16 protein-coding genes and 1 pseudogene are annotated in these 18,545 nt (G+C 64.5%); 8 read left to right on the plus strand and 9 right to left on the minus strand.

Features of this window, described 5'->3' with window-relative positions; all coding sequences use genetic code 11:
• The first annotated feature begins 97 nt into the window (after positions 1-97).
• From JGU72_RS25510 to JGU72_RS25520, 3 genes are read left to right on the plus strand one after another with little or no spacing between them, the layout of a single operon-like run.
• Positions 98-2,929, plus strand: coding sequence for a PD-(D/E)XK nuclease family protein (locus tag JGU72_RS25510; RefSeq protein ID WP_307828604.1), 2,832 nt, complete (start codon positions 98-100; stop codon positions 2,927-2,929).
• Entirely contained in the window at positions 2,926-6,147 is a 3,222-nt protein-coding gene (locus JGU72_RS25515) for a UvrD-helicase domain-containing protein (RefSeq protein ID WP_199686924.1), read from the plus strand. Before JGU72_RS25510 ends, JGU72_RS25515 begins: the two co-directional genes overlap by 4 nt.
• A 25-nt stretch (positions 6,148-6,172) precedes the next feature.
• Complete coding sequence (locus tag JGU72_RS25520; protein ID WP_199686925.1) at positions 6,173-6,967, plus strand: SDR family NAD(P)-dependent oxidoreductase; 795 nt, start codon at positions 6,173-6,175, stop codon at positions 6,965-6,967.
• Here JGU72_RS25520 and JGU72_RS25525 read toward each other — a convergent pair.
• From JGU72_RS25525 to JGU72_RS31335, 4 genes are all read right to left on the minus strand, one after another.
• Positions 6,964-7,470 carry an acetyltransferase gene (locus tag JGU72_RS25525; protein WP_307828605.1) on the minus strand — a complete coding sequence of 169 codons (507 nt, stop codon included), beginning with the start codon at positions 7,468-7,470 and terminating at the stop codon, positions 6,964-6,966. The genes JGU72_RS25520 and JGU72_RS25525 overlap by 4 nt on opposite strands.
• 70 nt (positions 7,471-7,540) lie before the next feature.
• On the minus strand, positions 7,541-8,569 hold the full coding sequence (locus JGU72_RS25530) for an extracellular solute-binding protein (RefSeq protein WP_233533031.1): 1,029 nt from the start codon (positions 8,567-8,569) through the stop codon (positions 7,541-7,543).
• A gap of 25 nt (positions 8,570-8,594) precedes the next feature.
• On the minus strand, positions 8,595-9,119 hold the full coding sequence (locus tag JGU72_RS25535; RefSeq protein WP_233533032.1) for a hypothetical protein: 525 nt from the start codon (positions 9,117-9,119) through the stop codon (positions 8,595-8,597).
• A gap of 159 nt (positions 9,120-9,278) precedes the next feature.
• On the minus strand, positions 9,279-10,106 hold the full coding sequence (locus JGU72_RS31335) for a helix-turn-helix transcriptional regulator (protein WP_199686926.1): 828 nt from the start codon (positions 10,104-10,106) through the stop codon (positions 9,279-9,281).
• Between the two features lie 100 nt (positions 10,107-10,206).
• Here JGU72_RS31335 and JGU72_RS25545 point away from each other — a divergent pair, with 100 nt between their 5' ends.
• The gene (locus JGU72_RS25545) at positions 10,207-10,743 is read left to right on the plus strand and encodes a YceI family protein (RefSeq protein ID WP_199686927.1); all 537 of its coding nucleotides are present in this window, start codon (positions 10,207-10,209) and stop codon (positions 10,741-10,743) included.
• Between the two features lie 70 nt (positions 10,744-10,813).
• On the plus strand, positions 10,814-11,413 hold the full coding sequence (locus JGU72_RS25550; RefSeq protein WP_199686928.1) for a dihydrofolate reductase family protein: 600 nt from the start codon (positions 10,814-10,816) through the stop codon (positions 11,411-11,413).
• A gap of 5 nt (positions 11,414-11,418) precedes the next feature.
• Here JGU72_RS25550 and JGU72_RS25555 read toward each other — a convergent pair whose 3' ends face one another.
• From JGU72_RS25555 to JGU72_RS25565, 3 genes are all read right to left on the minus strand, one after another.
• On the minus strand, positions 11,419-12,432 hold the full coding sequence (locus JGU72_RS25555; protein WP_199686929.1) for a hypothetical protein: 1,014 nt from the start codon (positions 12,430-12,432) through the stop codon (positions 11,419-11,421).
• Positions 12,433-12,556: 124 nt separating this feature from the next.
• Positions 12,557-13,525 carry an extracellular solute-binding protein gene (locus JGU72_RS25560; protein WP_199686930.1) on the minus strand — a complete coding sequence of 323 codons (969 nt, stop codon included), beginning with the start codon at positions 13,523-13,525 and terminating at the stop codon, positions 12,557-12,559.
• An 81-nt stretch (positions 13,526-13,606) separates the two neighbouring features.
• Positions 13,607-13,765, minus strand: coding sequence for a hypothetical protein (locus tag JGU72_RS25565; protein WP_199686931.1), 159 nt, complete (start codon positions 13,763-13,765; stop codon positions 13,607-13,609).
• Between the two features lie 211 nt (positions 13,766-13,976).
• Here JGU72_RS25565 and JGU72_RS25570 point away from each other — a divergent pair, with 211 nt between their 5' ends.
• Complete coding sequence (locus JGU72_RS25570; protein ID WP_199686932.1) at positions 13,977-15,095, plus strand: protein kinase domain-containing protein; 1,119 nt, start codon at positions 13,977-13,979, stop codon at positions 15,093-15,095.
• A 74-nt stretch (positions 15,096-15,169) separates the two neighbouring features.
• Here JGU72_RS25570 and JGU72_RS25575 read toward each other — a convergent pair whose 3' ends face one another.
• Entirely contained in the window at positions 15,170-16,513 is a 1,344-nt protein-coding gene (locus JGU72_RS25575; RefSeq protein WP_199686933.1) for a T3SS (YopN, CesT) and YbjN peptide-binding chaperone 1, read from the minus strand.
• A 50-nt stretch (positions 16,514-16,563) separates the two neighbouring features.
• On the opposite strand from JGU72_RS25575, the gene JGU72_RS25580 reads away from it, so the two are divergent.
• Positions 16,564-16,848, plus strand: a complete 285-nt coding sequence (locus tag JGU72_RS25580) for a putative quinol monooxygenase (RefSeq protein WP_199686934.1) — start codon at positions 16,564-16,566, stop codon at positions 16,846-16,848.
• Here the strand turns inward: JGU72_RS25580 and JGU72_RS25585 are convergent.
• Positions 16,845-18,029: pseudogene (locus JGU72_RS25585) on the minus strand (sulfite reductase subunit alpha); the annotation flags it as partial. The gene JGU72_RS25580 and the pseudogene JGU72_RS25585 sit on opposite strands and share 4 nt — an antisense overlap.
• A 119-nt stretch (positions 18,030-18,148) precedes the next feature.
• Between JGU72_RS25585 and JGU72_RS25590 the strand changes: the two are divergent.
• Positions 18,149-18,544, plus strand: a complete 396-nt coding sequence (locus JGU72_RS25590) for a YchJ family protein (RefSeq protein ID WP_307828612.1) — start codon at positions 18,149-18,151, stop codon at positions 18,542-18,544.
• Position 18,545: the final 1 nt, after the last annotated feature.

An 18,545-nucleotide genomic window follows, 5' to 3' on the forward strand; every position in this document is an offset into this window, starting at 1 on the left:
TGCGTCGCGGCGGCTGCGCCACAACAAATCGGTGTGGACGGGTATGAAGGGTGTCGGGCGATTCTCGATTGTCGGAGGCATAAGACATGATGCCGGGGTGAGCAGGGCGGGAGTGAGTGTGTCGCACGATGCGTACGAAAGGCTGTCCGCCGCCGTTCTGCGGGCGAAGGCAGGCTCGCCGCTGGCCGCGGTCACGGTCGTCGTGCCCAGCTTCGGTGCTGGTCGAGACGCATTGCAATACCTCGGCTCGCACGGCGGTGTCGCGAATACCCGCGTGCTGACAGTTGCGCAGGTCGTCGACCGCCTCGCCGCACCGGCGTTGAGTCCGCGGTTGGCGTTGCCGTATCCGCTCCTGGAGGCCGCCGTTGCGCGGGTTCTCGCCGACGAGCCGGGGGTGTTCGCGCCGGTTGCCGACCAGGCGATCACCGCGCAGGCGATCGCAGGAGCGTCGTGGCGGCTCGCCAGATTTGCCGGGGCGGATTCGGCGAACGCCTCAGCGCTCGTCGCAGACATGTTGCGTGTGCATCGTGTCGCGGTTGGCGCGCACTCTGCGAAGTACTTTTTGCAGCACGAGGCCTATACAGCCGCGACGGCACGGATCGCCGAGCTCGGGTCGGTCGTTGTCTTCCTGCCGTCCGGTGGCGATCCCGCGGAATCCGCTTTCCTGGGCCGATTGCAACGCGTGGGTGAAACGGTCGACGACTGCGCCGAGGTACTCGCGACGATGGTCGTCCACGCCTCGGATGCCGACGACGAGGTCCGGTCGGTAGCGAGGCTGGTCCGGTCGCGGCTCGCTGCCGGTGTGCCGGGGTCGCGGGTCGGTGTCTTTTACGGAACTGCCGATCCGTACCTGCAGTTGATTCATGAGCATTTCGCGCGCGCCGATGTGGAATTCGCTGGGCCGCAATGCCACTCGCTGCTGGATCGTCCGGTCGCGCGCTCGTTGCTGCGCCTGCTCGAACTGGACACGGAGGTCATGCCGCGCCGTGAATTGCTTGCGATTCTGGCGGAGCGTGCCGTCCGGTGGCTGGACGTCGATGGGCAGCGCCTGAATCAGGTCCGTATCGAGCAACTGACGCGCGTCGCCGCACCGATCGTCGGCGGTCCTGACTGGGACCGGCTCAGTGAGGTACCCGCCGACTCGTACTACTCGGAGACTGCTGCGACGCTCTCCGACTTCGTGACCGCCCTGCAGCGTGACCTGCGGTCCCTCTCGTCGGCGTCGACGTGGGCCGACTGCTCGGACCAACTTGTCGCGCTGCTCGACCGCTTCTTCGTCGGCGGACCCGACTTCGCGACTGTCCGTGCGATGGCGGCTGGGCTGGGCGACATGGACGGCGTCGCGCCCCCGTCGACCACGCGTGGCGTCGCGGAGGCAATGGCTGTCCGCATCGGAACTCTGCCCGAGACGGTGGGCACGTTCGGGGCCGGGGTGAGCGTCGGGCCGATCGCAGCCGGGGTCGGCCGCGACCTCGACGTAGTCGTCGTCGTAGGGGCCGCCGAAGGCATCGTCCCCGCCGCCCGGCGTGAGGATCCGATGCTGCCGAGTCGGCTCGTGGAGACGACGCCAGCAGCCGAGATCGAGCATCAGCGCCGTCAGTTGCAGCTCACCCTTGCCGCGGGCACGGGTGATCGGGTGGTCACGTTCCCGCGCGGGAGCCTGCGCGGCGGTGCCGAGAAAGTCCCGTCGCGATGGTTGCTGCCTTCGCTCGAGGCGCTCGCCGGTGGACCCGTCGGCGTGACCTCGTGGCAGACCGACACGGCGGACGCAACTGCGATTGTGACGGTCGAATCATTCGACGCCGCAACCCAATACGCGGATGCCCGGATCGGGGCGAGTCCCGCGACAGACACCGAGTGGCGGCTGCGTGCGCTGGCGGGCGTGCCCGCATCCGGACGGCAGACACTTTTGGACGACGCTGTCGTTCGGGCCGGGATGCAGATGCGCAGCGACCGCCTGAACGGTCGGTTCACGCGGTTCAACGGCAACGTTGCGGATGTTCGCGACCTGGTCACCTACTTCGCCGACCCGGTTCCGCCGACCCGCCTCGAAGAGTGGGTGACCAGTCCTTATCTGTTCTTTGTCCGGCGCATTCTCAAAGTCGACGATCTTCCCGATCCCGACAATGCCGCAGCTATCGATCCGCTGACCCGCGGCAATCTGGTGCACCTGGTTCTCGAGATCTACATCCGCGAATGTATTGCGGGCGCGCCCCGCTCGCTCGACAGGCTGCTCGACATCGGCGAAGACGTTCTCGCCGAGGCCCGTTTCGGTTCGCCTGGCTGGCTTCCGCAGCTGTGGGAGAAAGATAGTTCGGTCATCCGGCGCGATCTCATGGAATGGTTCGCACGCGACAACAGGGAACTGTCGGAGGGGTGGACGCCGACCGCTGCCGAGCAGGACTTCGGTCCGCCACCGGACGAGGTGGTGCTGGACCTCGCCGACGGCTCGATTCGCTTCTCCGGCACGGTCGATCGCATCGACCGGCACAGTGACGGCCGGCTGCGGGTTACCGATTACAAGACGGGGAAGGCCGACTCGTACGGTCAGCAGACGGCGGATACGCCGACGGTGGGGGGCAGGCGATTTCAGCTGCCGGTCTACGGACTCTACGCGCGGTCGCTCGTTGCCGAACCCGTTGTCGCGCGGTATTGGTTCGTCAGTTCGAAGGGTAAGTTTGCCGAAATCGGCTATACGGTAACGGATTCCGTGATCGATGCGCTGCGCGACGGTGTCGGCGTGGTTCATCGCGCAATTTCCGCCGGCTACTTTCCGCCCATGCCGCCACACACTCATTGGGAGGACCAGCTGCTGGACCTGATCGGTGAGCCCGGAATGGAGCGCGCCTGGGTTGCACTCGAGAGCACCCCGGAGTTGGCCGAGTTCATTGCGATCCACAATGGTGACGCGTCCGGGGGCCCGTCGTGAGCGAACTCATCGACCGCGCAGGCCGCGTCCGGATCGAGACCGACACAGCATCGACGCTGTTCGTCGAAGCCGGTGCAGGCAGCGGGAAGACGCATTCGCTGGTGCAGCGGATCTGTCATCTCGTGCTGCACGACGGCGTCGAACTCGACCGGATCGCCGCCATCACCTTCACCGAAAAGGCGGCGGCCGAACTGCGCGAACGCGTTCGGGTCGAACTTGCGCGCGCCGAACCGTCGCAGGCGCGAGAAGTCGCGCTGACCCAGATCGACACTGCGGCGATCGGCACTCTGCACGCGTTCGCTGCCCGAATCGTTGGCGAACATCCACTCGAAGCCGGTGTACCGCCGCGTATTTCGGTGGTCGATGCGATGGGTTCGCAGCTGTCCTTCGAGCGGCGCTGGCGCCGGATGCGCGCCGACCTCTTCGCGGATGCGCAGGCCTCGCCTCCCGGGTTGGCGGACGCGATGAAAATCGTGGTCAGTGCCGGAGCCTCGCTCGATCAGGTTCGCGCGCTGGCGGATTCGCTCGATCGGCACTGGGATCGACTCGAGGTCGACGATGTTGCGCCGGCCATGCGCGCGCCCGACGTCGGCTCTGTGCTCGTTGCCGCCGACGCGGTGCTCGAGGCGATGCGTGACTGCCGCGATTATGACGACAAGCTCGCCGTAGTGCTGGGCGATGTGCGCCTCTGGCGCGACGACATGTTCGAGGCTCGCAACTCGGACGCCTGGCTCAGTGTGATCGATACGTGCCCAGGTCCGGGCAGCGGTGGGCGCGGAGCCAGTTGGTCCGGCGGTGCGGGCCGGGTCAAGGAAATCAAGCAGTCGCTGAAGGACTTGCGTTCGTTCGCCGAACGCGTGCGCCACGAGTACGTCGCTGCAGCGCTCGCAATTGTCGTGCACCACATGTCGCGTGTCATACGAGAGGAGGCGACGCAGCGCCGGCGCCGTGGCGAACTCGAGTTTCACGATCTGCTGGTGTACGCCCGCGACGTCCTCGACGATCCTGATGTCGCTGCGGCGGTGGGTGATTCCTACCAGCGGATCCTGCTCGACGAGTTCCAGGACACCGATCCGCTGCAGTTGGAGATGGCGCTGCGAATCGTTGCGGGTGTGCGCGGCAGGTTGTTCACGGTGGGCGATCCGAAACAATCGATCTACCGGTTCCGGCGTGCAGACATCGCCTCCTACATGGCAGCCCGAGACAATGCCGGTCACGCCGACATCGTGGCGCTGACGACCAACTTTCGATCGACGAAGCCCGTACTCGATTGGGTGAATACGGTTTTCGGCCGACTCGTTGTCGCGCAGCATCATATGCAGGCAGCCTATGTGCCGCTCGATCCTGCCCCCGGCCGACCGGACTGGCACGAATCAGGCTGGGGTCCAGCGCCATTCGTGTTCGGTGATAACGACGAACCGGTGAGCGGCGAAGAATCGCTGGCGCCGGCCGCGGTTGCGCGCGCCCGCGAATCACGCGATGTGGCAAGGGTGATCGCAACAGCCCTCGGCCAGGGCTGGCAGAAGGAATCGGGATCGCACGGTTCGTATTCCCACGTACCGATGAACCTGCGCGACATCTGCATTCTGATTCCGTCGCGTGCCGTCCTGCCGTTTCTGGAGAAGGCGCTCGATGCGGCAGGGATCGAATTCCGTTCGGAAGCATCATCGTTGGTGTACTCGACCCAGGAGGTGCACGACCTTTTGGTGACCTGCCGCGCGCTTGCGAATGTTGCGGATGCCGCTGCACTCGTCGCCGCGTTGCGCACGCCGCTGTTCGCTTGCGGCGACGACGATCTGTTGCGCTGGTCGGCTGCCCGTGGGCGATGGTCGCTGTTCGCAGATCCACCCGAGGGTCTGGAGCAATCGCCCGTGCACGACGCGATCGGGTATTTGAAGTCGGTGTGGTTCGATCTACATCGGTTGAGTCCGGGAGCGCTGCTCAGCCGGCTCGCGACCGATCGCAGAGTGTTCGAAGTGTCGATGGATTCGCCGCGGCACCGAGACGTGTGGCGCAGGCTCAGGTTCGTCATCGATCAGGCACATGCCTGGTACAGCGAGGATCGTGGCGACCTGCGTGACTACCTCGATTGGGCGTCGACCCAGGAGGAAGAGAACGCACGTGTGGCAGAGGCCGTGCTGCCCGAGATAGGTGTGAACGCGGTGCGGATCATGACGATTCACGCCGCGAAGGGTCTGCAGTTTCCGATGGTCATCGTCACGGGGATGAGTGCGGGCTACCGAAATTCGATGGATCCGGTCCTCTGGGACGAGCGCGGCGGACTGCATGTCAACCTTTCACGCACCGCGCGGTCGGCGGGTTTCGACGCGGTTGCGACCGTCGAGCGTGCGCACGCAGCGGCCGAGCGGGTGCGGTTGCTTTACGTCGCGTGCACTCGGGCCGAAAGCTTTCTCGCTGTGTCCGGCTATCAGCCGAAGGGTGAAGGCTGGGGCCGATTGGTCGCCGAGGGTGTCCAGGGGCTGGAATGTACTGCGCCCGAACTCCTCGAAGCGGTCCGACGCGAGGACGGCGCGTCGCGCTCGGGTTCGGCGCTCCCGACGTTCGACGAATGGCTCGCCGAAACGGCGATCGTGCGGCAGACATCGGCCGTACCGACGGCGGTGTCGGCAACCCATGTCGCGCACGCAGACACGGTGCGGGCGATCGCGGTTCTCGAGGAGTACCAGCGTTCGGGGGCGCTGACGCAAGCAGAATGGATCGAAGTCGTACAGGGCGCGGCGGGGGCGACCGAGAGCGGTGCGGAGTTGGGTACAGCGCTGCATGCAGTGCTCGACGAGACCGACCTGCGGCTGGAGGGCTTCGACGAGGTCGCCCGTAGTGCGGCGGTCCGGATGGGGTTGGCGGACGTCGAACGATTCGTGTCGCTCGCCCGGTCCGCGGCCGAATCGGAGCCGGTGAGACGTGCTGCGGTAACCGAACATTGGCGTGAGTTGCAGCTCGCGGGAATATCCCCAGACGGAACGACTGTTGTCGAAGGGGTTGCCGACCTCGTCTTCAGAGACGATGACGGCGACCTGGTCATCGTCGACTACAAGACCGATGTGGGCGTCTCGCCGCACACGCTGGACGAGTACTGGACGCAGTTGGCCGTCTACGCCGATCTGCTGCGGCAGGCAACGGGCGAGCGCGTGTCTGCACTGATCCTCATTTTCTGCCGCCCCAAGCAGGCGCAAGTGCTGGAGCGACGCATCGGCTGAACGACAATCGGCAATAGGAGCGAACGTGCAGATCGATCTCAGTGGTAAGACAGCGCTGGTCACCGGCTCGACGCAAGGCATCGGGTACGCGATCGCGAAGGGCCTCGCAGCCAGCGGAGCACGTGTGGGACTCAACGGCCGGACGGCAGAACGCGTCGAGGATGCCGCTGCCCAACTGCGCGCGGAAGTCTCTGGCGCTGACGTAGTGGTGGTGGACGCCGACGTGTCGACCGCGGAGGGCGCCGCTCGCGCTGTCGAATTGCTTCCCGATGCGGACATTCTCGTCAACAACCTCGGGATCTTCGGTTCGGCCGATCCGCTGGCGATTTCGGACGACGAGTGGCGGCGCTACTTCGAAGTGAATGTCCTTGCTGCAGTGCGCCTCACGCGGCTCTATTTACCGGGGATGACAGATCGCGGCTGGGGCCGCGTGCAGTACATCGCGAGCGATTCCGCGATCGTCACACCCACGGAGATGATTCATTACGGCGTATCGAAGACCGCTCTTCTCGGGGTCTCGCGGGGATTCGCAAAAGCAGCTGCCGGCACGGGCGTGACCGTGAACTCGGTGATCGCAGGACCGACGCACACCGGGGGAGTGGAAGACTTCGTCTACGAGCTTGTGGACAAGTCCCTGGAATGGGATGCCGCCCAACGGGAATTCATGCGTGTTCATCGTCCGCAGTCGCTACTGCAGCGGCTCATCGAGCCCGAGGAAATCGCGAACATGGTGGTGTACCTGGCATCGAAGTTTGCGTCGGCGACAACCGGCGGAGCGCTACGTGTCGACGGCGGATACGTCGACTCGATCCTGCCCTAGTTCGTCCGGCGCAGATGGAGGAGCGGGAACGGCCTGCCGTCGCTGTCCTCCGTAGACCGGCCAGTCTGCTCGAACCCGCGCCGCAGATACCACTCGTGCGCGTCCGGATTCTGTTCGTTGACGTCGACCGTCAATGTGTCGTGGTGAGCGGCGACGGCGTCCACGAGTGCACTGCCGAACCCGCCGCCATGCGCGATGGGGTCGACGAACAGCATCTCGATCTTGCTGCCGGCCAAGCCGATGAATCCGACGGGAATGTCCGTCTCGTCTACCGCGACCCATACCTCGACCCGCGGTAGGTAGTCGTTGCGCACACGCGGCTCGTAGCCTGCGATGTCCGACGGCGTCAGGAAATGGTGGGTGGCTTCGACGGCTCGCTTCCAGATAGCGGCCAGCGAACGTAGTTCGGCGTCGTTGTACGGCTTGCGGATGATCGGTGCCGTGGTCTGGGGCGGGCCGTTCAGCTTGCTGACCGCTTGACGCCACTTGAAGAGCGGGCTCACGGTTCGAGCCTAGCGCGCACGCAAACCGCCCCCCGGGATTGGTCATCCGGGGAGCGGCTCTCGCGGGGAGTCAGTGTGTGAGGGCGGTGAAGTTGTCGAGCGTTCCTGTTCTGGTCGCGGTTGTTTCGATCGGCGCCGGTGCGAGCAGTCGGACACCGGATCGCCGGGGAAAGCCGTTGGGCGGTTGGACGTCCCGGCGCACCGGCAGGTAGTGCTGCGTGACCGCGAGTTCTTGGCCCTGCTTGCTGACCAGGAAATCTAGGAACCGTTTCGCTGCGTCGGGGTGTGCCGTGTGCCGGAAGATCGCTACCGGTTGCGTGACATACGGGGCGCCGTCGGTCGGATACTGGATGGCTATCGGGAGCCCTTTCGCTGCGAGTTCCCGGGCAACGTGGTCGGTCACGATGCCGACGTGCTGCACTCCGGCTGCCACGAGTTCACCGACCCATGAGTTGCTGTGCGCGACGTTCGGCCGGTGCGACGCGATCGTTTCGATCCAGCGCGGTCCGAGGGTGAGTGTTTCGCGCCAGACGGCCAGGTTGTGTGCGGCGGCTCCCGACACCTGCGGATTCGGCAGTGCCAGCCGGCCGTAGAACCTGTTTTCTGCCAGTTGCTTCCATGATCGCGGCGCGACGACGTCGAACTCGGTGTTGTAGCAGATCACCGTTGGGATGATCCGGGTGCCGACATAGAAGCCGTCGGGGTCGATCACGTTGGCGTGCAGTGAGAACACGTCTCGCGGGAGGTATTCGAGCAATAGGTCGCGGTTCTTGTAGGACTCGAATGTCGCCGAGTCGGCGGCAAGCAACACGTCGGCACCGATCGTGCCGGCGAGTTGCTCTGCCTCGATGCGCGCCGTCAGTTCACGGGTCGGAGCGCGTAGAACGTCGATCTTGATGTCTGGGTTGTCCTCCGTAAAAGCTGCTGTCAGTGCATCGATCTTGTGCTGTGGTTCGGATGTGTACAGGGTCAGTAGCTCGGTCTCTCGTTGTGCTCCTCCCATGCTCGGTGCTCGGTGTGAGCGTTTGCGATCGGTCAATGCGGCCACCAGGGCGGAGCTGAGCGTGAATCCTGTTCGTGTGTGAGTGAGCGTGGTCATTGTCTTGTCCTGGTGGTTGCGAGGGTTAGTTCATGACGAGGCTGTAGGCGGCGTTCATGGTCGGGAATCCGGTGTCGACGGTCGAGCGGACGGTGTAGAAGCGGCCGTCAGGGCCCGTCATGCGCGTGCCGCTGGTGTCGGTGCCGCCCGGGTAGTCGTTGGCCATGAAGACGGCTTGCGCGTTGCCCGGCAGCGAATATGTGACGTCGACGCCGAGGCCGCTGGGGTCGTTGTTGCTGGCAGTGACGATCTCGGACTGTCCGGGGCGCAGGGTGGCATTGGGCGCGTGAATCCACTGGCCGTATGGGTTGTCGGATCCCTGCAGGACCATGTCTTGGCCGGTGTCGTTGCGGATTGTCATGGCGATGCTGTTTCCGGTCATCGGCATCGTGCCGGCATTGGCGATACCGGCGGCACCGAAGGCCAGCCCGACACCTGCGAGCGCTGCGACAGAGAAGACGGTGTAGCGGACGACTCGGTCGCGTCGCGTCCGCCGCCGGTCGAGTTCGGCAAGGAGGTCGATCGGCTGCGTGTCGGTGGTCTTCTTCATGGCGAAAGTTCCTGTCTCAGTGGCGGTTCGAGATTCGCTTCCGGTGTTTTCCGGTGTGCAATAACTATCTCGCGCTACCGAGCTGCAGTCTGTCCGCCGGCTGGACCCACCGGGAGATGAATTCAGTGTCCCCCGATCGGGGGACAAGGGCCGACAACGTCAGTCGTTCACTGCTTTGTGCTCGACCAGCCGTAGACCGGGGGTCTGGGCGATGCTGCGATCGGTCAGCCACACAACGAGCGAGATGTCGTCCATTTCAAGTGTCTCGTACTCGAACTCGACGTTTCCCTTGCGCGGATGCGCAATTCGAAGAATCCCGGGTCCGCGGTTCTCGACGCGGTGTTCTTCCCAGCGGCGCGCGAACTCGGGGAACTTGTGGAGCCCGCCGATCGTGTGGGCGGAAGAGTCGTCGTTCGGCCACCGCACGGCGGCGGCACGCAGGCGCGCGCTGTAGGAATCGGCAACCTCGTCCCAGTTGCGCAGCATCTTCGGTGCCGACGGATTCGCGAAGACGTACCATCCGAAGTTCTGGCGTGACTCGGGTTCGAGGACGCCGAGCGGAGTGGCGAACTCCTCCCAGCGGGCGTTCCAGCTGAGGATCTTCAGCTCCCGGCCGAGCACGAATGCGGGTGCGGTCACCGATTCCAGGAGTGCCTGCAGAGTCGGGGACAACTGTTCGCGTGCGGGGGGCGCGGGAGCGCAACCGGAATTGTCGGCTGTGAGCGCGAGCCAACCGAAGTGCGTGCGTTCTGTCTCGTCCAACTGCAGGGCCTGCGACAGCGCGGCGAGAATCGAGATCGACGGATTGGTGTCGCGCCCCTGTTCGAGGCGCGCGAGGTAGTCGACGCTTACGCCGGCAAGGGCCGCGACCTCCTCGCGGCGCAGGCCCGGAGTCCGTCGTCGACCGGAATCCGGCAACCCGACGTCGCTCGGACGCAACCGAGCGCGTCGTGAGATGAGAAACTGCCCGAACTCGGACTTCGACACACGTCCATGGTGCCTCGAGCGGCGCTGTCTAGCCTCGCCCTGGCAGTGCCAGGATCAGCACGGTCTGGTTGCCGCGCTCGATTCTCGCGACAGTCGAGTCATGACTCTTTCCACAGACACCACACTCGCAGCCGGCTCCTGGGTCCTCGATTCCGCGCACTCATCGGTGGGATTCACCGTGCGGCACCTCGGTATCGCCAAGGTGCGTGGCCGATTCACGAAGTTCGACACCACCTTCGTCGTCGATGAGAGCGGCGCGGCCGAGATCGGCGCCGTCGTAGCGCTGGATTCGTTCGACACCGGCAACGAGCAACGCGACGCACACGTTCGGAACGCGGACTTCCTCGATGTCGAACGTCGTCCGACGATGACGTTTCGGGCCACGGAGCCCGTACGAATCGCACCGAACTTCGTCGTCACGGGTGACGTGTCCATCGGCACCGCGACCGCACCGATTGCCCTCGAAGTGGAATGGGGTGGCGTGCAGGAGTTCAGCGCGACCGGCGACCGCCACGCCGGCTTCTCGGCGGTCGGGCGAATCAAGCGTAGCGACTTCGGCGTCGGTCCGCAGGTCGCTGGAATGCTCAGCGACACAGTTCAAGTCGAGCTCGAAATTCAGCTCATCGAACCGCGGTAGGCCGATAATTGCGACCGGTCTTTCCGGACGAAAGATCGCGTCAGCAAATCACCCACCTTCGAGGAGCGACATGAGCGCCACAGGCTCTCGCACGGTCGTTGCCAACATCGCACTGTCGCTCGACGGCCGGACCGTCGGACCGGCCGGCGATCACGACATGGGCTGGATCGTTCCGCACGCCGTCACCGACGGCGCCCGCGACCATATGGCCCGTGTCGTCAGTACTGCGTCGACCGCGTTGCTCGGCCGGAAGAACTTTCAAGGATTCGGCGGCTTCTGGCCGAGCGTCGCCGCCGACGACAACGCGGATCCGCGTGATCGTGCCTTCTCACACTGGCTCAACACGACGGAAAAGGTCGTCTTCTCATCCACGCTGACCGACACGGAGTGGGAGAACACGCGATTCGTCGACGCGGATCCCGTCGCGGTGGTGAAGCAACTGCGCGAGCAGGAGGGTGGCGACATTGTCGTTCTCGCAAGCAGCAGCGTGATCAAGGCGTTGCTCGCTGCAGACGAGGTCGACCGATTGAGCATCACGCTGTGCCCCGAGTTGGTGGGCGCGGGTGCACGGCTTTTCGACGACGGCACTCCGGCGTCGTCATGGACGCTGGCACTGACCGGCACGAGCGGAAGTGGCGCGTTGACGCTCTACTACGAACGAAATCGCTGACGCCGTCAGCTACCGCTCATCTTGATGGCGATAGCAAGCATCTGCGGGTTCGCGTCGGACGCGGCTGCCAGATCGCGGACACGGTCGGGGATCGGCAGCAGCGGGTAGCGCTCACGGAACGCGGACATGTCGTCGCCGAGCACGGAAGAAGGCGTCGCGATCGGGGGCAGCTTGTGCAGCCGCCACTGCTGGATCGGCGACTCGGCGAAGGCGAGCACACCGTCGTGGAAAAGCACGACAGCTGCCTTTCGAGAGTTCCGGGCGAGCACGGCGCAGGGTGCGCCGACCTTGGTCGCGACGTATGCGGCTTTCGCTCGCGGGCTGCGGAACTCGCCGTCGACGAGCCACACACCGTCTTCGTAGGTCACAGGAAGGCCATCGGACTGGAAAGCGTCGAGCATGTCGGCGTGGGGATCGTCGTCGGCATCGGCCGCGAGCTCGGTGATCGCGACGATGTCGGTCTCGGAGGCCGCCACTGCGAACGGCTGATCTGCGTCGAGGAGTTCACCGTCCAGGAGGTCCAGATCTGCAAAGATCGCCAGCTCTTTCGTGCGCTCCCACGCATGTTTGAAGGTGCGATCTGCCGCCGTGCTGCCGTGCAGGCGGGCATCCCGGCGCAGCAGTGCCAGGCACTCGGCGATCAGCGTGCACGCTGAAGTCACTACTTCTGCCGCGTGAGTGCGGTCCTCTTCGTCGGATGGGACGAGTTCGCACGCAACCTCTTTGAGGTCGTCTCGCCATCCTTCGTCGCCCTGCCACAGACCTGCCGCGAGTAGGACGAGGTAGAGGCGGGCGACGCCCATCCTGATTTCGAGAGCTGGGCGAGGATCTGCGGTAAGCGATCGCTGCTGCCTCTGCAGCCAGTTGCGAATCCGATCGTGCTCGCCGGCGTCGATAACCGGAACGCGGGATCCGGCGTTTCGGCGAAGAACCAGATCGGCGAGAGGGGCGCCGACAATCTTTTCGACGGATACTGCCCACTCATCGAATCCGTCGACCGTCGAAGCTGCGTGCGCCACAACTACCAACCTATTGCGCCATGGCCTTCATGTCTCGCGATCGCGGTGTGGCGTTGCATACCGTCCCCCACGGGCGTGTCGTGGGGGACGGTCCTGCTCTCGATGTCAAGCACCCCCCTCGGTTTCAGGCGACGGATGCGTGGGTCCTGGCAAGAGCTCCTTTCGTGCGAGTGGTTGTCGTCGGCTTCGGTGCAAGAAGCCGGATGCCAACCGGGCGGGGGAAACCCGCGGGCGGCAGGACGTCTCGGCGGACCGGGATGTAATGCTGCGCCGAGGCAATTTCCTGGCCCTCGAAGCTGACGAGGAAGTCGACGAAACGCTTGGCCGCCTGGGCGTTCGGGGTGTCCTTGAAAATGCCGACCGGTTGGGTCACATACGGGGCACCGTCGGTCGGGTATTCGAATGCGATCGGCAGTCCGCGTGCGGCCAAATCACGAGCGACGTAGTCGGCGACGATTCCCAGCGGCTGCGCGCCGGCCGCGACGAGCTCGCCGACCCACACGTTGCTGTGCACCATGCGGGGGCGGTTCGCGCTGAAATCGCGCAGCCACGAGCGGCCGAGACTCGGGGTTTCGCTCCAAACCTTCGCGTTGTGCATGCCGGCTCCGGAGATGAGCGGATTCACGATTGCGACCTGACCGCTGAATCTCCTTTCCGACAGGACCTTCCAGGATCGCGGCGGCGTGATGTAGGCGCCCGTGTTGTAGGCGATGACGCTCGGGATGATGCGAGTTCCGACGTAGTACCCGTCCGGATCGACGAGGTTGCCGTGTAGCGCCGCGACGTCGGCGGGTGTGTAGCGAAGCAGCAGATCCCGGGCCTTGTAATCCTCGAACGTCTCGGCATCCGCAGCCATCAGCACGTCGGCGCTGATCCCTCCCGTAGCCGAAGAAACCTCGATCCTGGACTTCAGTTCGCCCGTCGGTGCGCGGAACACATCGACGTCGATATCCGGATTCAGTGCGGTGAATGCTTCGATCACTTCGTCGATCTTGTACCGCGGTTCCGACGTGTAGAGGCGCAGAACGGTCGTCGCGCGCAGGTGGGACGTTGTCGACTGCTGGACGGTGCGGGCACGAGTGAGTGTGGACATTTCGATTTCCTGGTTTCGTTGTCGTGGATATCTGGTCATGGGGTGGCGGGTCAGTACGGCGGGTCAGTGATCTACCGCGGGTCAGTGATCTACCGCGCCGAATGCGACTGCGACTCCGGTGAGTGCTGCGATCGGAAAGGCGCAGATCTGCGCGATCCGGCGCTTGCGGGCCGCTTTGCGATCGGTCTCGGTCTCGGTCTCGGTGGCGGCTTCCGGCTTCTCGGTGGCGGTGGTATTCATGGTGTAAGTCCTTGTCTGAGAGGGCCTTCGAGGTTCTGGGCCGGTCGTTTCCCGGTGTGCAACAACTATCCCGCCGCCCGGCCCGCACGTCTGTCCGCCAACCGGTCCAACCGGGAGATGAAATCGCTGTCCACCGATCGGGGGACACGCGCCGTGTAGTCGTCGGTCCAAACGGCAACTCGCGACCGGCGACTCGGCTTATCGTCGAAGCATGGGCGACAGAGCGAAGCCACTGCGTGCGGGTCAGGTGCTCTACAACGACGACGGAATCGGTTACGAAGTCGGCGCGGTGATCGGCGAAGGTGGCTTCGGGCAGGCATATTCGGCTTTTCGCCTGTCTGCAGACGGAAGCAGGCCGGTTGCACAGGTGTGCCTCAAGGTGTGCGGAAGTGCCGACGACTGGCACGGTGAGGCCTTCTTCGGCAAAGTGGTCCGCGGCTACGACCGCGCCGTCCAGATGCTCGATTCGTTCGTAGCGTCGACGGGTCGCGGACGGTTACAGGTGCGCCGTCACGTACTCGTGTTCGAGTACATGACGGAGGGGACCGTCTACGACGCTGTGAAAGCCGAGCGACCACCCTGGGACGAGACGCGAGTTCGCAAAGAGATCGGCGGCGTCCTCGAGTTGCTGTCGCGGATGCACAACGTCGGCATCACTCACCGCGATCTCACACCCGCGAATGTCTTCCTGCGCGGTGGTCATCTCGTCCTGGGTGATTTCGGGATCACTCGGATGACCCTGGACCCGAGGCGGGCGGAAGTCACCGCGTTCACACCGGCGTACACGCCGAAGGTGGTGTGGGCGAGCCATCGCTGGGGTCCGGCCGAGGACGTCTTCCAGCTCGGTCTGCTCGCATGCACCTTGCTGTCCGGACAGGTCTGGCAGGCCGAACAGGTGAATACGATTCGCCAGCTGGATGTTTCGGAGGATCTGAAATGCTGGATCTGGCATGCGACGGCCGCAAATGCGAAGAAGTATCTCGACGCAACCGACGCGAAAGACGCGTTGACGACCTTGCGGCACTTCAGCCTGCAACCCGGTCGGGCACCCGCGTCGATCGCCGGGCAGCGCGTCGTCTTCACCGGCAAACTGGAGAACTTGACCCGAGCAGATGCAGTCCGACTGGTGACCAATGCCGGTGCGCAGGTGCAAAGTTCGGTCTCCGACACCACGACCCTCGTCGTCCGCGGCCCGGTTCGCAACGCGCTGAGCGAGTTCGAGGGTCGCAAGCTCTTTGCCGTTCGCGAGAGATTGCGGCTAGGTCAACCCATCAAAGTCATCAGTGGTCGGCAACTCGAACGCCTGCTTCGGATCAAGGCGAGTCGGTAGGTCGGGCCGACTCCGTGAAGAACTGCTGCCGGTCGGGACCCTTGTTGTAGCAGCTTGATCAGCGTGTGCCCGCGTCAGCAGTGCTCGTCGTCACTCAGCGCGGTGTCGGTGAACAGCGTGTGCTCAGCTGGGTCCGGAAACAACTCGAGCTGCCGCGGCTTGCGAATGCGTTCGATACGTTCCCGACTTGCCGGTGCGGTCAGTAACCGCAGAGCGGCGGTGAGCGACTGCGCGGTGTTGGACCACGCATCGGCTTCGTCGTCGATGCGCTGAGCGTCGAAATAGTCGGACCTCGTACGCGCGTCCAGCGCCGCCGCCCGCCATTGATCGACCTGAGATGTGCTGATTTGGATGAACTTTCGAATGGTTTCGGCGTCGCGTCCACACGCGAGGAGCAGGACCTCTGGATCCAGGCCACGGCCGTCGGGATCGACATCGATGATTGCGGTGAGTGCTGGTGGCAGGTCGTCGTCGTCGTCGAATGATTCGATCGTCTCTTTCTCGCCCGAGTCGATCGTGCCGCCCAGGCGCGCTGCGAAGGCGTCGTCGAAACCGAGCAGAAAGTCCCTGAAGTGTTCGACCAGCTCCAGAAAATGCTGCGGCACAAACGGGTACGCGGGAACGTCGACAACCGCTTGAATGCGCCCCCCGGTCAAGACGAATCGAATGTGCCGCCAGCTCCGGCTGATATCGGCGAGATGCTCTGCGGCCCGGGTGCGGTCGGCGACGTTGCACACCAGTGGTGACCACAATTGAATCTCGGGCAAACGTGCGTCCGCCTCGATGAACATGACGACCCGGCCGGCAGGAACAACGACATCGCCGTCTTCGTCCTTGAAAGGGTAGTGGCCCATGAGGGCGAAGCTGCGGTCGATCAGGTTGCGCATGTGTTCGCGATTTTCGGCGATATTGGCCGAAAGTATGTGCAGCGGTGGCAATTCGGAGACCGTGCACGCGACCCCGAACTCGCGCGAACGGTCCTCGGCATCCACGATGACTCGGAGGAAGGACGGGTGCGCAAAGTGCCAGACCTCACGCAGTGCGGCGACGGCGATGGCGGCAATCCGGTCGGCCTGAGCAGGTTCGGCATCGAGGAAATACGCGGGTGAGCCGTCGGGACCCGACACCGGCTCACCGAAGCCGAGTTCATGCAGTCGTTCGATATCGCTCGCCCGCAGTTGGCGTGCATGTCCCAGAAAGGGATTCGACGACACCTCGCACCGAATCCAGCCGCCACCCCAACCGAGGAACTGCACGCACGGCGGGATACCGGTCTCGTTCGTGTCGTCGAATCTGGATTCGACGACCAACAACTGGTCGTCCGTCATGTCAGCGACCGCGTCCGCGATTCGGTTGCGGAACGCCGCCCAGGCGGCGTGAACCTCGCGGTCGAACTTTCCGGCGTCGATGTCTGACATGCCGATAACGTAGCGGGGAGTACCGACAAGTAAATCGAATCAGGAGAACGATGATCATCGTTGCCGGACATATCCGCGTCGAACCGACCGATCGTGACAATTACCTGGAATCGTGCCGAGAAGTTGTCACACTCGCGCGTGCGGCGGCGGGCTGCCTCGATTTCGCGTTGTCGCCGGACCTCGTCGATGCCGGTCGAATAAACATCTTCGAGCGCTGGCAGTCGGCAGACACGCTGCACGACTTCCGCGGCGAAGGATCCGGCGAGGACCTCGGTGCCATGATCCTCGGCGCAGACGTGCGCGAGTTCGACTACGAGTCGGAGCGAAAGCTCTAGTAGACGTCCTTCAGGTAACGCTTCTCGGCGCGCAGGCTCGCGACGTACTCGTCGGCCGCATCGGGGGAGAGCCCGCCGTGTTCGGCGACGATCTCCCGCAGGGTCTGGTCGACATCCTTGGCCATCCGCAGCGCGTCGCCGCAGACATATACGTAGGCGCCCTCTTGCAGCCAGGCAAAGAGGTCTCTGCCGTTCTCGCGCATGCGGTGCTGGACGTAGATCTTCTCGGCCTGGTCGCGCGAGAACGCCAGGTCGAGGCGCGTCAGAACGCCGTCGGCGGCAAGCGAGTTCAGGTCGTCCTCGTAGATGAAGTCCGTGGCACGGCGCCGATCGCCGAAGAACAGCCAATTTCGACCAGCGGCGCCGCGCGCCTGGCGCTCGTGGAGGAAGGCGCGGAACGGTGCGATGCCGGTGCCCGGGCCGATCATGACGATCGGTGCGGAGTCGTCTGCCGGCAGCCGGAAGCCGTTGTTCTTGGCGATGAACACACCGGCCGTGGTGCCTTCGCCGACGCGGTCCGCGAGGTAGGTCGAGCAGCAGCCGCCGCGAGTGCGTTCTGCGTGCCGGTACCGGACGCTCGCGACGGTGGTGTGTACGACTCCCTCATGGACGAGTGGGCTCGAAGAAATCGAATACGTCCGGTGCTGAAGGGGGGTGAGCAGGCCGACGAATTCGTCGGCGGCAAGTTCGAGCGTCGGATCGATGGCCAGAACGTCGAGGACGTCCTTGCCCCACAACCACGCTTCGACCGCGGCGCGCTCGCCCGTGGCCAGCACGTGGCCGATCTCGGGGTCCGCGGTCCGGATGGCGACCTCGTCGATCAGGTCGCGCGAGGGCGTCGAAATCTCGTAGTTGTAGGTCAGCACATGTTCCAGCGACATGGTCGAACCGTCACGGGCCGTGATCGGTGCGTCAGCCGGAAGTCCCAAGCGTTCCAGGAGAGCGGCGACCAGCGACGGGTCGTTGACCGGTCGGACGTTCAGGCCGTCGCCCGCTTCGTAGGTCAGACCACTGTCGGCCAACGCGAAGGCGAAGTGCCGCACCTCTTTGTCCGAGTGCGGATGCGAAAGAAGATTGTTCTCGATCAGGGTGGCAGGATAGGGATTCTTGCGATTCCAAGGCGACCGCGTGGGTCGAGCCTTGGCCGGCCTGGTCGCGGCGTGTTCGCGCGTCGCAGCGGCGGCGGTGTTCATATAGCTCCCGTCGTCGTTCGGTCGTCCCCGTCGAGCATCGAAATTCTACAAAGAATTAGGGTTACCTCAGTGTGGCCGTGACGCATGTCACGCTGCGGCAGTGGCCGATACTAGCGTTCGTGAGCGCAGCAATCGAAGCCTGTCCGTGCCGCCATGGTGAACCGTTCGCAGAGTGTTGTGGCGCGGTGATCGGAGGGAGACGCAAGGCGGTGACCGCCGTCCAGCTCATGCGTTCCCGCTACACGGCCTTCGCCATCGGCGACGAGGACTACCTCCTGCGTTCCTGGCATCCGCGGACTCGGGCGGATCACCTCGAATTGGATCCTGACCAGCAGTGGTACCTCCTCGAAGTGCTCCGAACCGAGCGTGGCGGCCTTCTGGAGAACGACGGAATCGTGGAGTTCCGTGCGCACTATCGCCATTTCGGCGAGCGGCACTCACTCCACGAGACCAGTCGTTTCGTACGCGAGAACGGCAGCTGGCTATACGTGTCTGCTCGCTGAG

Source organism: Antrihabitans auranticaus (assembly GCF_016481275.1).
Taxonomy (GTDB): Bacteria; Actinomycetota; Actinomycetes; order Mycobacteriales; family Mycobacteriaceae; genus Antrihabitans.